The organism is Vannielia litorea (assembly GCF_019801175.1).
GTDB classification, from domain to species: Bacteria; Pseudomonadota; Alphaproteobacteria; order Rhodobacterales; family Rhodobacteraceae; genus Vannielia; species Vannielia litorea_B.
Map to the genome: position 1 here is coordinate 645,522 of NZ_JAHVJR010000001.1, position 13,248 is coordinate 658,769.

Sequence of the window (13,248 nt, forward strand, 5' to 3'; positions counted from 1 at the left end):
CTTACTCCCAGCAGCTCACCAGAACGGTCATGCCCTCGGCCAGCGTGGTGATGTCTTCCGGCGCCAGCGCAGTGGCGCTTTCGGAGGCGGCGGGGGCGAGACCGGCGGCAGAGAGGAACTCGGCGATGGTGGGCACGGAGGCGGCGAATTGCACGTTCTCCGGCAGTTGGCGGCCACCGTCTTCGGCGCGCGACAGCAGCATACCGAGCACGGCGCCGGACTGGTCGATCACCGGGCCGCCGGCATCGCCGGGCAGGGCGGAGACCTCGAGCCGTTGCATCCCGTTCTCGCCGTTCAGCCCGCGCAGGTCGGCCAGAGTGCCGAAGGTGACGGTGGGCAGGCTCAGCGTGTCTTCGTAGCTGTAACCGGCCACGGCGACCTCGGACTGGAGCCGGGGCGTGGCGGCGGCGAAGCGGGCGTGGCCAAGCGGAGCCAGCGGTTCGCGCGGCTTCAGCAGGGCAAGGCCCAGCGTGTCGTTACGGGCGGCGATTTCTGCCTCGTAGGTTTCATCGATCGTGACCCGGCCGCACTGGCCCAGCACCTCGGTCGTGGTGAGCACGGCGCCGCTGGCGTCGATGTAGAAGCCGGAGCGGGAGACCTCGGGGGTGCGGATCTCGAGGCCCGCCAGCAGATCGACCCGCTGCTCCTCGCTCGCGGATCCGGCGGTATCGGGCAGGATCGCGGCGGTGGGGGTGAAGCTCTCGCGCATCTGGGTGACCACGGCGTTCATGATCTTGGCGTCCTCGGGCTTCCAGACGAGGGTGAAGCCCTTCACCGCGCCGCCATCGAGGCGGGCGTAGGTGTAGCTGTGCAGCTCGGCGTTTTGCCCGGTGAGGGTGAAGCTGCGCTCGGAGCGGCTGCGCTCGCCCTCCTCGGGGACAATCGTGAGCGTTTGCAGGATGTCGTAGAGGCCGTAGAGCGTGCGCTGGTCGCCGGATTGCGAGATCAGCAGCAGCCGCACGCCGCGCTCATTGCTGGGCGTGTAGTGGATGAAGGGCGGCTCGACGTGGTCGAACTCGACGAGGCCGAGCGGGGCGATCACATCGATGCCGGCGCGGCTGTCGGTCAACTGGGCGAGGCCGAGGGCGGCGAATTGAGCGCGGTAGCCCTCCACCAGCTCGCGGCGCTGTGCGGTGGTCAGGATGCCGGTCGGTTCATAGCCGCGGGAGGCTTGATAGTCGGCCATCGAGCCCCGGGTGCCACGGCCGAATGAGGCATCGATGGCGCCTTGGTAGAAGCCTTCCCACTTCAGCGCCTCTTGCAGCTCGGCGCGCTCTTCGCGGCTGAGCTGGGCCTCGGATCGGCGGGCCTGGGCCGGGGTCTCGTCAGGAAGGGCGGGCTCGGGCGTGGCCTCGACGACCGCTTCGGGCTGCGTGCCGGCCTCGGGCGCGGCCTCGGCGCCGGTGGAGGGTGCGGCGGAGGGCTCCACGGCGGGGGCATTCAGCGTGTCGGCGCCCACGGGCCAGAACTGCTGGCGGAACTGCTGGGGGAAGGCGATGAAGCTGTCGGCCGGGATCAGGCGCTCGCGGCGCAGCGCGGCAAGCTCGCGGTCGGCGTCATCGGGGGTGTAGGGGCCGAGGGCGATGGCGTACCAGCCGGAGCGCATGCGGAAGCCTGCGGTGTTGGGGAAGGCGGCGGCATAAGCGCGGGCGCGGGCCTCGGCCTCGGCCAGCGTGGGCTGGGCCTCGATCTGCACCCAGACGGTGCCTTGGGCCTGCGCCGTGCCACCCCCGGCCACCACCAGCGAAAATACCATCAGGATCGCCGCAAAAATACGCTTCGTCACAATCGTCATGCCTGTCCCATATCCCGTTCCTGGCTGGGCTCTCAAAGGCCGCCCTGCTTGATTTCTGCGCAATCTATCAGCCCCTGCGCCGGGCGCACCCCAATTATGCGTGTGTTTGCGGGCAAGGGCCGGGGCGCGGCAGGGGGGCCACAGGCAAACGGTTTGACCGTCTCGCGCCCCGGCTCTATTGAGGCGCTGCACGTCAAAACCCCGAGGATCATGCGCCCCATGGCCGAGCAGACACGCCCCGACAAACCGCGTTCGTTTCAGGAGATCATCCTGCGGCTTCAGGCCTATTGGGGCGGCAAGGGCTGCGCCGTGCTCCAGCCCTACGACATGGAGGTGGGGGCAGGCACCTTTCACCCGGCGACGACGCTGCGGGCGCTGGGCAGCAAACCTTGGGCGGCGGCCTATGTGCAGCCCTCGCGGCGGCCGACGGACGGGCGCTATGGCGACAACCCGAACCGGCTGCAGCACTACTACCAGTATCAGGTGCTGATCAAACCGAGCCCGCCCGATTTGCAGGAGCTTTACCTCGGCTCCCTCGCGGCCATCGGGATCGACGCCACGCTGCATGACATCCGCTTTGTCGAGGACGACTGGGAGAGCCCGACGCTGGGCGCTTGGGGCCTTGGCTGGGAAGTCTGGTGCGACGGCATGGAGGTGAGCCAGTTCACCTATTTCCAGCAGGTTGGCGGCCATGATTGCGCCCCGGTCAGCGGCGAGCTGACCTACGGGCTGGAGCGGCTGGCGATGTATGTGCTGGGCGTCGATCATGTGATGGACATGCCCTACAACGACCCGCAGACCGAGATTGCCCTGACCTATGGCGACGTGTTCCGCCAGACCGAGGGGGAATACTCGCGCTGGAACTTCGATGTGGCCGATACCGAGACGCTGCTGCAGCACTTCAAGGACGCCGAGGCGGAGTGCGAGCGCATCCTCGCGGCCCCGGCGGAAGACCCGAAGACCGGCCGCCGGATCGTGATGGCGCACCCGGCCTATGACCAGTGCATCAAGGCGAGCCACCTCTTCAACCTGCTCGACGCGCGCGGAGTGATCTCGGTCACCGAGCGGCAGGCCTATATCGGCCGGGTCCGGGCGCTGGCCAAGCAATGTGCCGATGCCTTCGTGCAGACCGAGGCCGGGGGCTGGGTGCCGGAAGCCGCAGAATGAACGGCAAGATCGCAGGAGGGGCCATCGTGGGGGCTGCCGCTGTCGCCGGTGTGGCGATCTACTACCTTCAGGTTTACGGCTACTACGAGCGCGTGGAGCTGCGCACCGATATGCCCGCCGTGGAGCTGACCTCGCTGGTCTCGGGCCAGCCCGAGGAGATCATCGCAGACGGGTTCGAAGCGATTGACGCCGACAGCTCGCCGATCCGCTACCGGGCCTGCTTCACCACCACGATGAGCCAGGCCATGCTGAGTGAGACCTACGCGCCCTACGAGGGCGCCGTGCCGCTGACCGGGCCGGGCTGGTTTGACTGCTACGATGCCGAAGAGGTGGGCGAGGCGCTGACCGAGGGCCGCGCGATTGCCTACACCGGCGAGGAAAACATCGAATACGGGATCGACCGGGTGGTGGCGATCATGGACGACGGGCGGGGCTTTGTCTGGCACCAGATCAACCCCTGCGGCGAAGAAGTGTTTGACGGCAAGCCTGCCCCGGCTGGCTGCCCGGACCCCGCAGAATTCAAGGCGGCGACGCCACAGGAAGGCGAGAGCGATGGCTGATCTTCTGATCGAACTTTTCTCCGAGGAAATCCCGGCGCGGATGCAGCGCAAGGCGGCGGAAGACTTGCAAAAGCTGGTCACCGACGGGCTGGTGGAGGCGGGGCTGACCTATTCGGGCGCGCGTGCCTTCTCAACGCCGCGCCGCTTGGCGCTGGCGGTGGATGGGCTGCCTGCCAAGAGCCCGGCGACCCGCGAAGAGCGCAAGGGCCCGCGCGTGGATGCGCCGGAGAAGGCGCTGGAGGGCTTCCTGCGGTCCACCGGGCTGGAGAAGAGCCAGCTCGAGGAGCGGGATGACAAGAAGGGCCGGGTGTTCTTTGCCGTGATCGAGAAGCCGGGGCGCGAGGCCGCCGGGATCGTGGCCGAGGTGCTGGAGGCGGCGGTGCGGGGCTTTCCGTGGCCGAAGTCGATGCGCTGGGGCGCGGGCAGCCTGCGCTGGGTGCGGCCGCTGCACTCGATCCTCTGCATCCTGAGCGATGAGAGCGGCGCGCAGGTGGTGCCGCTGGAGATTGACGGGATTGCGGCTGGGGACGTGACGCAGGGCCATCGATTCCTGTCGTCCGGCGCGATTTCTGCCCTGAATTTCGAGGATTACGAGGCGAAGCTGAAGCGCGCCAAGGTGGTGCTGAGTGCCGAGGAGCGGGCCGAGACCATTGCCCATGACGCGGCGCAGCTGGCCTTTGCCAAGGGGCTGGAGCTGGTCGAGGACAAAGGCCTGCTGGCCGAGGTTTCGGGGCTGGTCGAATGGCCCGTGGTGCTGATGGGCGAGATCGAAGAGCAGTTTCGCGGGTTGCCGCCGGAGGTGCTTCAGACCTCTATGAAGGAGCATCAGAAGTTCTTTTCGGTGAAGAACGCGCAGGGCGGGATCGTGAGCTTTGTGACGGTCGCCAACATGGAGACGCGCGACAATGGCGCGACGATCCTTGCGGGCAACCAGAAGGTGCTTGCGGCACGGCTCTCGGATGCCAAGTTTTTCTGGGAGAACGACCTGCGGGTGGCGAAGAGCGAGGGCATGGAGGCTTGGACCGCGCGGCTGGAGAACGTGACCTTCCACAACAAGCTGGGATCGCAGGCCGACCGCATTGCGCGGATCGCCGCGCTGGCGGAGAGCCTTGCCCCGATGGTTGGCGCGGAGCCTGCACTGGCCGGTCAGGCGGCGCGGGTGGCGAAGGCTGATCTCTCCTCCGAGATGGTCTTTGAATTCCCGGAACTTCAAGGGCTTATGGGGCGGTATTACAGTGATGCCTCAGGTCTGCCCGCCGAGGTGGCGGCGGCCTGCGAGGAGCATTACTCGCCCCTCGGCCCGTCGGACGATGTGCCGACCGCGCCTGTCTCGGTCGCCGTCGCGCTGGCCGACAAGCTGGACACGCTGACGGGCTTCTGGGCGATTGACGAGAAGCCCACCGGCTCGAAAGACCCCTTCGCTCTGCGGCGGGCGGCGCTGGGGGTGATCCGGCTGGTGCTGAACAACAACCTGCGGCTCCATCTCGACCGGCTGATCGACGCGCAACTGCTGCGCCACGAGATCGAGCCCGATGGCACCAAGGCCGCTGCCCTGCGCGATGCGCTGCTGGCGGAGATCGCGCGGCATGGCGTATTCGGCGCCGCCGCGCGGGCGGTGATTGACGGGATCGAGGGCGATGCGCCCGAGTGGATCGAGAAGGTGACGGCTCACAGCCCCGACACCTCCGATGACCTCCTCGCTTTCCTCCACGACCGCCTCAAGGTCCACCTGCGCGATCAGGGCATCCGGCATGACGTGATCGACGCCTGCCTTGCCATGCCCGGCAAGGATGACCTGACCCTGCTGGTGAAGCGGGCCGAGGCGGTCCAGGCGTTCCTGTCCACCGACGATGGCGAGAACCTCGTGCAGGGGTTCAAGCGGGCGAACAACATCCTCAGCCAGGCCGAGGCGGCCGATGGGGTGGAATACTCCTTTGGCCCCGATGCCAAGCTGGCAGAGGCCGAGCAGGAGAAGGCGCTGTTTGCGGCGCTGGATGCTGCCGAGCCCTCGATTGCCAGCGCGGTGGAGGCCGAGGATTTTGCCGCCGCGATGGCGCGGATGGCGGCGCTGCGGGCTCCGATCGACGGGTTTTTTGAGGCTGTGCAGGTCAATGCAGACAGCGATGTGCTGCGCCGGAACCGGCTGAACCTGCTGCATCGCATCCGCGAGACCTGCTCGAAGGTTGCCGATTTGTCGCGGGTCGAAGGCTAAGCCCTTGGTCGGGTTGGTGTTGGCGCTAACGTCACCCTAACGTCACACTTGCCCGACTCGCCTTTCGGGGTATTCTGCGCCACAGAAAGGATTGCTGCGTTGCAGAAACCGACCCAGATCGCCGGATTTACAGAGATCACCGCCACCGCGACGATGGCGTCCTCGACCCATGGCGGACGGGCGAAGTGCCTGCAACGGTTGATCCGGCTGGGCCTGCCGGTGCCACATACGGTGGCGCTTTCCTTCGGCGCGGTGAAGGGGCTCGCCTCTGGCCTCGGGTTTGACGTGGCGCAGCTGCTGGCGACCTTTGGCGAGCGCTCGCTGCTCTGCGTGCGCCCCTCCAGCCAGGACCCGGATTGGGGCGGGCCGGGCGCGATCTTGAACATCGGGATGAACGACCGGCGGCATCTGGAACTGAGCCAGACCCACGGCGAAGACGCTGCCTCGGTGCTCTACCTGCGGTTCATCCAGAGCTATGCGGTGCATGTGGCCCGGCTCGATGCCGATGCCTTCGACCTGACCGATACCGATGCGACCGAGCGGCTGAAACAGGCGCTGATCATCTACGAGGAAGAGGCCGATGAGCCGTTTCCTCAGGACGCGGAGGTGCAACTGACCGAGGTTCTGCGCTCGATGGCGCGGGCTTGGGAGGGCACCACGGCGCGGCTGCTGCGGCAGGCGCGCGGGGCGCCGCCCGATGCGGGGCTGGGCCTTGTGGTGCAGGAGATGGCGCTGGGTGTGGGGCCGGGCGAAAGCGGCTCGGGCGTGATCCGCTTTGTCGATCAGGTGACGGGCGTGCGCCGGGTTTCGGGCCGCTACCTGCGGCAGAGCTTTTTGCGCGATGCGCTGGAGGCGGGCGGCGGGGCGCTTTACCTGCTGGAAGACCCGCGCGGCCCCTCGCTGGAGGCCGAACAGCCCGAGATCTTCGACCGGCTCACCGAGATGGCCGAGACCTGCCGCGCAAGGCTGCGCGAGGAGATGGAGATCGAGTTCACGCTGGAGCGCGGCAAGCTGCGCGTGCTTGATGCCGTGCGCGTCAGCCGCAGCCCGCGTGCCGCGCTGAAGATCGCCGTGGCCTTGGCCGAAGAGGGGATCATCGCCCGCGAAGAGGCGGTGCTGCGGGTTGAGCCGCGCGCGCTGCCCGAGCTGCTGCACCCGCAGGTGGACCCGAAGGCCAAGCGCGACGTGGTGGTGCGCGGCATTGCAGCCAGCCCCGGCGGCGCCATCGGCAAGCTGGTGTTCTCGGCCCATGCCGCGCAATCCCATGCCGCACAGGGCGAGCCCTGCGTGCTGGTGCGCCGCGAGACCACACCGGAAGACATTCGCGGCATGCATGTGGCCAACGGTATCCTCACGGAGCGCGGCGGGATGACGAGCCATGCCGCCGTGATCGCCCGTGGCCTCGGGTTGCCCTGCATCGTGGGCGCCAGCGGCATCAGGCTTTCGACCTCCAAGAAGACCCTGCGCACGGTGGACGGGCGGGTGCTGAAAGAGGGAGACCTCGTGACCATCGACGGCTCGACCGGCGAGGTGCTGGCGGGCGAGGTCGACATGTTGGAGCCGGCGCTGGATGACAGCTTTCAGTCGCTGCTCGATTGGGCAGACGAGGCGCGGGACATTGGCATCCGTGCCAATGCCGACACGCCCGCCGACGCGCAGACGGCTCGGATGTTCAAGGCCGAGGGCATTGGCCTCTGCCGGACCGAGCACATGTTCTTCGAAGAGGGGCGCATGATGGTCATGCGCGAGATGATCTTCGCAGATACAGAGGAAGATCGCCGTGCCGCGCTCGACCAGCTTCTGCCGATGCAGCGCGAGGATTTTACCCAACTGTTCGGGATCATGGTGGGTCAGCCGGTGTGCATCCGGCTGTTCGACCCGCCGCTGCACGAGTTTCTGCCTTCCGATCGCGAGGGCGCGCGGGCGCTGGCGGAGGCGCTGAGCCTGCCGGTGAGCGACGTGATGCACCGGGTCGAGGCGCTGACCGAGTTCAACCCCATGCTGGGCCTGCGGGGCGTGCGGCTGGGCGTGACCGTGCCCGAGATCTACGACATGCAGGCGCGCGCGATCTTCGAGGCGACCGTGGCCGTGGGCCGCAAGGGCGCCCATGTGGTGCCCGAGATCATGCTTCCGCTGGTCAGCGCCCGCCGCGAGGTGGAGCTGCTGAAGACCCGGATCGACGGGGTGGCCGCCGCGGTGCGCAACGAGACCGGCGCGGACTTTGACTATCGCCTCGGCGTGATGGTCGAGACCCCGCGTGCCGCGCTGCGGGCGGGCGACATTGCCGGGCATGCGACCTTTCTCAGCTTCGGCACCAACGACCTGACGCAGATGACCTATGGCCTCAGCCGCGACGATGCGGGCAAGTTCATGGGGGCCTATGTGCAGCAGCAGGTCTACCCGGAAGATCCGTTTCACACCCTCGATCAGGAGGGGGTGGGCGAGCTCTTGATGCTGGGCGCCGAGCGGGCGCGGGCGGCGCGGCCCGGCGTGACGCTCTCGGTCTGTGGCGAGCATGGTGGCGACCCCGACACAATCGCCTTCTGTCGCGAGGCGGGGTTCGACTACGTCTCTTGCTCGCCTTTTCGCGTTCCGGTTGCCAGATTGGCTGCCGCGCACCTCGCGATTCGCGATCAGGTGGGCGACGAGCCGACAGGGCTCCGTTAAGATTTTCTGCAACAATCGGGGCCAATTGGTCACGAAACGGAAACAATCTGGGCAAAACCGCGCCTATCGGTCGCGGTTGGACCCCACGGGGTAGACAGGCCGTTGTGTCATCCGCTAAGCGCCCCCTCGGCTTGGCACGAGCCTGGGACGTGCTGCGAATACGAGACGATGATGCTGAACCTGCGCCGGAATATGCCCGCGCTGGTCGTCACCTTTTTGAGCCTGACGACCGCGTCCGCCCCCGCCCACGCTGAAACCGTGATGTCGACCTCCACCGTTCCGACGGAAGTGATCGAGGCCACGGCCCCCGCCGATCCGGCGCTGGACCGTCAGCTGGATGCCCTTCTGGGCCGCGAGCGCAAGGCATTTCAGGCGGTGAGCGGCAAGCGGATCAAGCGGCTCGCCACCACCCCGCGCAGCAGCTTTGGCACCCCCGGCACGATCAAGGTCAGCTACAGCCGCGACTGGATTGATGGCCAGCCGGCCCGCAAGGGCGGCGCCGAGTGGGCCTGCCTCGCCGAGGCGCTCTACTTCGAGGCGCGCGGCGAAACGGTGAAAGGCCAGTTCGCTGTGGCCGAGGTGATCCTGAACCGGGTCAAATCCGGCCTCTACCCCGGCTCGGTCTGCGGCGTGATCCACCAGGGCACCGGCCGCAAGTACCAGTGCCAGTTCACCTACACCTGCGACGGCTACTCCGACGCCATCCGCGAGCCGGCGGCCTACTCGCGCGTGGGCAAGATCGCATGGCTGATGCTCAATGGCGCTCCGCGCGCCCTGACTGCCGGCGCGACCCACTACCACACCAACGCCGTGAACCCGGCCTGGGCCCGGAAGTTTCCGCGCACGGCCCGGATCGGCGTGCACAGCTTCTACCGCCACCCGCGCTCCTGAGCCGCAGCGGCATGGCGGCGGCGCAACGCTGCCATGTCGTATTCCGTTTCACTGATATGTGAGTAGCGATGCCTGCCCGGACATGGCAGGTGAGGGGCAACCCGATATTCGTGACAGAGGCACGCATAGCATGATTTCCAGACGACGCCTTCTTGCCGGCACCGCCGCGCTGGCTGCCGCCCCCGCCGTGGGCTGGGCCGAGCAGATCGACCCGACCGCCATTCGCAGCCAGGAAAAGGTGCGCCGCAACGCATCGAGCTTTCAGGCGCAGAACTGGCGCGATCACTTCAGCGATCTTGGCAAGGCCACGATCGTTTGCGACACCATCAGCCGGGCGCTGCACTTCTGGTCGGGCGATGGCTCGATCTACAAGGTCTACCCGACCTCTGTGCCGCTGACCGATGACCTCAAGCGCACTGGCTACACCGAGATCGTGCGCAAGAAGGTCGGCCCGGACTGGACCCCGACCCCCTCGATGATGAAGCGCGACCCCAGCCTGCATTACATGCCGCCGGGCCCCGACAACCCGCTCGGCACCCATGCGATGTATCTCAGCTGGCCCGCCTACCTGATCCACGGCACCCATGACACCCGCAAGATCGGGCGCCGCTCATCTTCGGGCTGCATCGGCACCTACAACGAGCTGATCGCCGAGCTCTTCGAGCTGACCCCGGTGGGCACGCAGGTGCGCGTGATCTGATTGATCTTGGCCACGGGCCGTGATTTGAGGCGAGGCATGGATGAAACCGGCCTCGCCTTTTCCGTTCACGCCCCGCGTGACGTGATCGCTCTTCGTGAACTCTATCGCGACGTGGAGATCGGCGCCTTTGCCGATGAGCGCGGCGTGGTGCAGAAGCTCTGCTTCGAGGTGCATGCCGAGGTTGAGGGCGAAGCCCCGGCTGACGATGTGGACAAGGTGGTGAGCTACGACACGCTGATCGGCGCGGTCGATGCCTCGCTGGCCGAGGGCCGGGTGGACCTGCTGGAAACGCTGGTCGACAGGATCGCGGCGCGGGTGTTCTCGGAGCCGCGCGTGGCCCGCATGGCGGTGCGGATCGACAAGCTGGAGCGCGGCGAATTCGTACTGGGCGTCGAGGCGCTGCGGGTGCGGGGTGAGGTGGAGCCGGTGGCGCTGCCCGCCGCGGTGCCCGAGGTGTGCCTGATGGTGCTCGGCTCCGCTGTGCCGCCCGCAGAGGGTCCGGTGCTTTACGTGGTCACGCCGGGCTATGTGCCCAAGGCGCGGGGCGACGAGGCCAAAGGCCGGGTGATGCTGCTGGCGATGGAGCAGGCGGCCTGGATCGCCGCCGAGGCGGTGGAGGGCGCGCGGGTGGTCTCCTCGCGCACGGAGATCGGCTTTTGCGCGGCGCAGGGCATCCCGGCCTTCTGGGCACCCTCCCGGCTGGTGCTCGCCGCCGTGGAGCAACCCGAGCCGCGCCCCGAGGCGCTGGCGGATTGGATCGCGCGGGAGCTGGCGAAATGAGATACATCCGCCCGCTGGTGCAGACCGACCCGGCCCGCCCTGAAGGCGCAGTGACGCTGGCCGGTGGCTGGTGCTGGTTTGACCGGGTGGAAGTGCTGAGCCGCGAGGCCGCGCCTGCGGTGCTGCCGGTGGAGGCGCTGACGCCGGAAGAGCTGGCCCCGCTCACCGCGCCGCGCGCACCGGTGGCCGGGCTGACGATGGACGCGCCGCGGGTGATGGCCATTCTGAACCTGACGCCAGACAGTTTTTCGGACGGGGGCAGCCACTTCGGGCAGGAGCTGGAAGACGGGCTGGCGCTGGCCGCCGAGGCCGACATGCTCGACATCGGCGGCGAAAGCACGCGCCCCGGCGCCGAAGAAGTATCGGTTGAGGAAGAGACGCGGCGGGTGGCGCCGGTGATCTCCGCGTTGCGGGAATCCGGCTGCGGCACGCCGATATCGGTCGACACGCGCAAGGCCGGGGTGGCCCGCGCAGGGCTGGCGGCGGGGGCGGACATGGTGAATGACGTATCGGCCATGCTGTTCGACCCTCATATCGCGCAGGTGACCGCCGAGGCGGGCGCGCCGATCTGCCTGATGCACGCGCAGGGCAGCCCGGAGACCATGCAGGACGACCCGCGCTACACCGATGTGCTGCTCGATGTGTACGACCACCTTGCCGAGCGGGTTGCGGCAGCCGAGGCCGCCGGGATCGCGCGCGAGCGGATCGTGGTGGACCCGGGGATCGGCTTTGGCAAGACGATGGCGCATAACCTTGCGTTGCTTGGGCGACTCTCGCTCTTTCATGCGCTTGGGTGCCCGGTGCTGTTGGGGGTGAGCCGCAAGCGGTTCATCGGCACCATCGGCGAGGCCGAAGACCCGGTGGCCCGGATGCCCGGCAGCCTTGCGCTGGCCGTGCTTGCCGCCGGGCAGGGGGTGCAGCTATTACGGGTGCATGATGCGCGGGAAACCCGGCAGGGCCTAAGGCTCGCTGGCGCGCAATGGGGTATGTGAGGGGGCCGCTATGGGCAGGACGCTGTTTGGAACCGACGGGGTGCGGGGTAGGGCCAACGCCGCCCCGATGACCGCCGAGATGGCGCTGAAACTGGGCGCGGCGGCGGGCCGCTACTTTCGCCGGGACGGGGCCAGTGGGCACCGGGTGGTGATTGGCAAGGACACGCGGCTCTCGGGCTACATGTTCGAGAACGCGCTGACGGCGGGGCTGACCTCCACCGGGATGAACGTGCTGCTGCTCGGCCCGGTGCCGACACCGGCGGTGGGCTACCTGACCAGCTCAATGCGCGCCGATCTGGGCATCATGATTTCGGCCTCGCACAACCCGGCGCATGACAACGGGATCAAGTTTTTCGGCCCCGATGGCTTCAAGCTTTCGGACGAGGCGGAAGAGGAGATCGAGGCGCTGGTGGCCTCGGGCGTGGAGCCCGCGGCGGCGGAAAACATCGGCCGCGCCAAGCGGATCGACGATGGCCGCTTCCGCTATGTCGAGCGGGCCAAGGCGAGCTTTCCGGTGGGGGCCTCGCTCTCGGGGCTGAAGGTGGTGGTCGATTGCGCCAATGGCGCCGCCTACAAGACCGCGCCCGAGGTGCTCTGGGAGTTGGGCGCCGAGGTGGTGCCGCTGGGCGTTTCTCCCAACGGCTACAACATCAACGACAAATGCGGCTCGACTTCGCCGCAGGCCGCCGCCGAGGCGGTGGTGGCGCATGGGGCGGATGTGGGCATCTGCCTCGATGGCGACGCCGACCGGGTGATGATAATCGACGAGAACGGCGAGATCGCCGACGGCGATCAGGTGATGGCGCTGCTGGCCGGGCGCTGGGGCGAGATGGGGCTGCTGAAGGGCGGCGCGCTGGTGGCCACGGTGATGAGCAACCTCGGGCTGGAGCGCTACCTTGAGGGCAAGGGCCTGCGGCTGGAGCGCACCGGGGTGGGCGACCGATACGTGGTGGAGCGGATGCGTGCGGGCGGGTTCAACCTTGGCGGCGAGCAGTCGGGCCATATCGTGATGACCGATTATGCCACCACGGGCGATGGGCTGCTGGCGGGCATCCAGTTTCTGGCCGCGATGGTCGGTACGGGCCGCAAGGCGAGCGAGCTGGCCCGCAGTTTTGAGCCGGTGCCGCAGTTGTTGAAGAACGTGCGCTACGAGGCGGGGGCCGACCCGCTGGGCGCAGCCTCGGTGAAGGCGCGGCTGGAGGCGGCGGAGGCCGAGCTGGCCGGGCAGGGGCGGCTGCTGATCCGAAAGAGCGGCACCGAGCCGCTGATCCGGGTGATGGCGGAATGCGAAGACGAAGCGCTTTTGGAGCGCGTCGTGGACAGCATCGTGGCCGAGGTGGAGGCCGCCGGAGCGCCTGCTGCCTGATTTCCGGGCGCCCGGTTCAGAAATTGCTCAGTTTCGAGGGATAGGCTGCGGGCGGTCATGCGGCCGGCGCAGCGGACTATGCTGCACTGCAGAAAGGGCGCAGGCTTGTCTCATGGGA

Annotated in this window: 10 protein-coding genes; 9 read left to right on the plus strand and 1 reads right to left on the minus strand. The window is 67.9% G+C overall.

All coding sequences use genetic code 11. The features are described from left to right. Position 1: 1 nt before the first annotated feature. The gene (locus KUV38_RS03270; protein WP_222468677.1) at positions 2 to 1,795 is read right to left on the minus strand and encodes a serine protease; all 1,794 of its coding nucleotides are present in this window, start codon (positions 1,793 to 1,795) and stop codon (positions 2 to 4) included. A 219-nt stretch (positions 1,796 to 2,014) separates the two neighbouring features. Here KUV38_RS03270 and KUV38_RS03275 point away from each other — a divergent pair, with 219 nt between their 5' ends. From KUV38_RS03275 to glmM, 9 genes are all read left to right on the plus strand, one after another. Continuing rightward, the gene (locus tag KUV38_RS03275) at positions 2,015 to 2,962 is read left to right on the plus strand and encodes a glycine--tRNA ligase subunit alpha (protein ID WP_222468678.1); all 948 of its coding nucleotides are present in this window, start codon (positions 2,015 to 2,017) and stop codon (positions 2,960 to 2,962) included. After that, complete coding sequence (locus KUV38_RS03280; RefSeq protein ID WP_222468679.1) at positions 2,959 to 3,522, plus strand: DUF6446 family protein; 564 nt, start codon at positions 2,959 to 2,961, stop codon at positions 3,520 to 3,522. The genes KUV38_RS03275 and KUV38_RS03280 overlap by 4 nt, the downstream gene beginning before the upstream one ends. Further along, on the plus strand, positions 3,515 to 5,734 hold the full coding sequence (glyS, locus tag KUV38_RS03285) for a glycine--tRNA ligase subunit beta (RefSeq protein WP_222468680.1): 2,220 nt from the start codon (positions 3,515 to 3,517) through the stop codon (positions 5,732 to 5,734). The genes KUV38_RS03280 and glyS overlap by 8 nt, the downstream gene beginning before the upstream one ends. A gap of 99 nt (positions 5,735 to 5,833) precedes the next feature. After that, complete coding sequence (locus KUV38_RS03290; protein ID WP_410000862.1) at positions 5,834 to 8,401, plus strand: putative PEP-binding protein; 2,568 nt, start codon at positions 5,834 to 5,836, stop codon at positions 8,399 to 8,401. A gap of 171 nt (positions 8,402 to 8,572) precedes the next feature. Then, positions 8,573 to 9,292, plus strand: a complete 720-nt coding sequence (locus tag KUV38_RS03295; RefSeq protein ID WP_410001035.1) for a cell wall hydrolase — start codon at positions 8,573 to 8,575, stop codon at positions 9,290 to 9,292. Between the two features lie 130 nt (positions 9,293 to 9,422). Continuing rightward, entirely contained in the window at positions 9,423 to 9,992 is a 570-nt protein-coding gene (locus KUV38_RS03300; RefSeq protein WP_222468681.1) for a L,D-transpeptidase, read from the plus strand. 36 nt (positions 9,993 to 10,028) lie between these two features. Further along, the gene (locus KUV38_RS03305; protein WP_222468682.1) at positions 10,029 to 10,772 is read left to right on the plus strand and encodes a dihydroneopterin aldolase; all 744 of its coding nucleotides are present in this window, start codon (positions 10,029 to 10,031) and stop codon (positions 10,770 to 10,772) included. After that, the gene (gene folP, locus KUV38_RS03310) at positions 10,769 to 11,764 is read left to right on the plus strand and encodes a dihydropteroate synthase (protein ID WP_222468683.1); all 996 of its coding nucleotides are present in this window, start codon (positions 10,769 to 10,771) and stop codon (positions 11,762 to 11,764) included. Before KUV38_RS03305 ends, folP begins: the two co-directional genes overlap by 4 nt. Positions 11,765 to 11,774: 10 nt before the next feature. Beyond that, complete coding sequence (gene glmM, locus KUV38_RS03315; RefSeq protein WP_222468684.1) at positions 11,775 to 13,130, plus strand: phosphoglucosamine mutase; 1,356 nt, start codon at positions 11,775 to 11,777, stop codon at positions 13,128 to 13,130. Positions 13,131 to 13,248: the final 118 nt, after the last annotated feature.

Bases quoted from the DNA above. Each gene is read 5' to 3' on its own strand.
- KUV38_RS03270 (WP_222468677.1), bottom strand. From the start codon at position 1,795: ATGACGATTGTGACGAAGCGTATTTTTGCGGCGATCCTGATGGTATTT.
- KUV38_RS03275 (WP_222468678.1), top strand. From the start codon at position 2,015: ATGGCCGAGCAGACACGCCCCGACAAACCGCGTTCGTTTCAGGAGATC.
- KUV38_RS03280 (WP_222468679.1), top strand. From the start codon at position 2,959: ATGAACGGCAAGATCGCAGGAGGGGCCATCGTGGGGGCTGCCGCTGTC.
- glyS (WP_222468680.1), top strand. From the start codon at position 3,515: ATGGCTGATCTTCTGATCGAACTTTTCTCCGAGGAAATCCCGGCGCGG.
- KUV38_RS03295 (WP_410001035.1), top strand. From the start codon at position 8,573: ATGCTGAACCTGCGCCGGAATATGCCCGCGCTGGTCGTCACCTTTTTG.
- KUV38_RS03300 (WP_222468681.1), top strand. From the start codon at position 9,423: ATGATTTCCAGACGACGCCTTCTTGCCGGCACCGCCGCGCTGGCTGCC.
- KUV38_RS03305 (WP_222468682.1), top strand. From the start codon at position 10,029: ATGGATGAAACCGGCCTCGCCTTTTCCGTTCACGCCCCGCGTGACGTG.
- folP (WP_222468683.1), top strand. From the start codon at position 10,769: ATGAGATACATCCGCCCGCTGGTGCAGACCGACCCGGCCCGCCCTGAA.
- glmM (WP_222468684.1), top strand. From the start codon at position 11,775: ATGGGCAGGACGCTGTTTGGAACCGACGGGGTGCGGGGTAGGGCCAAC.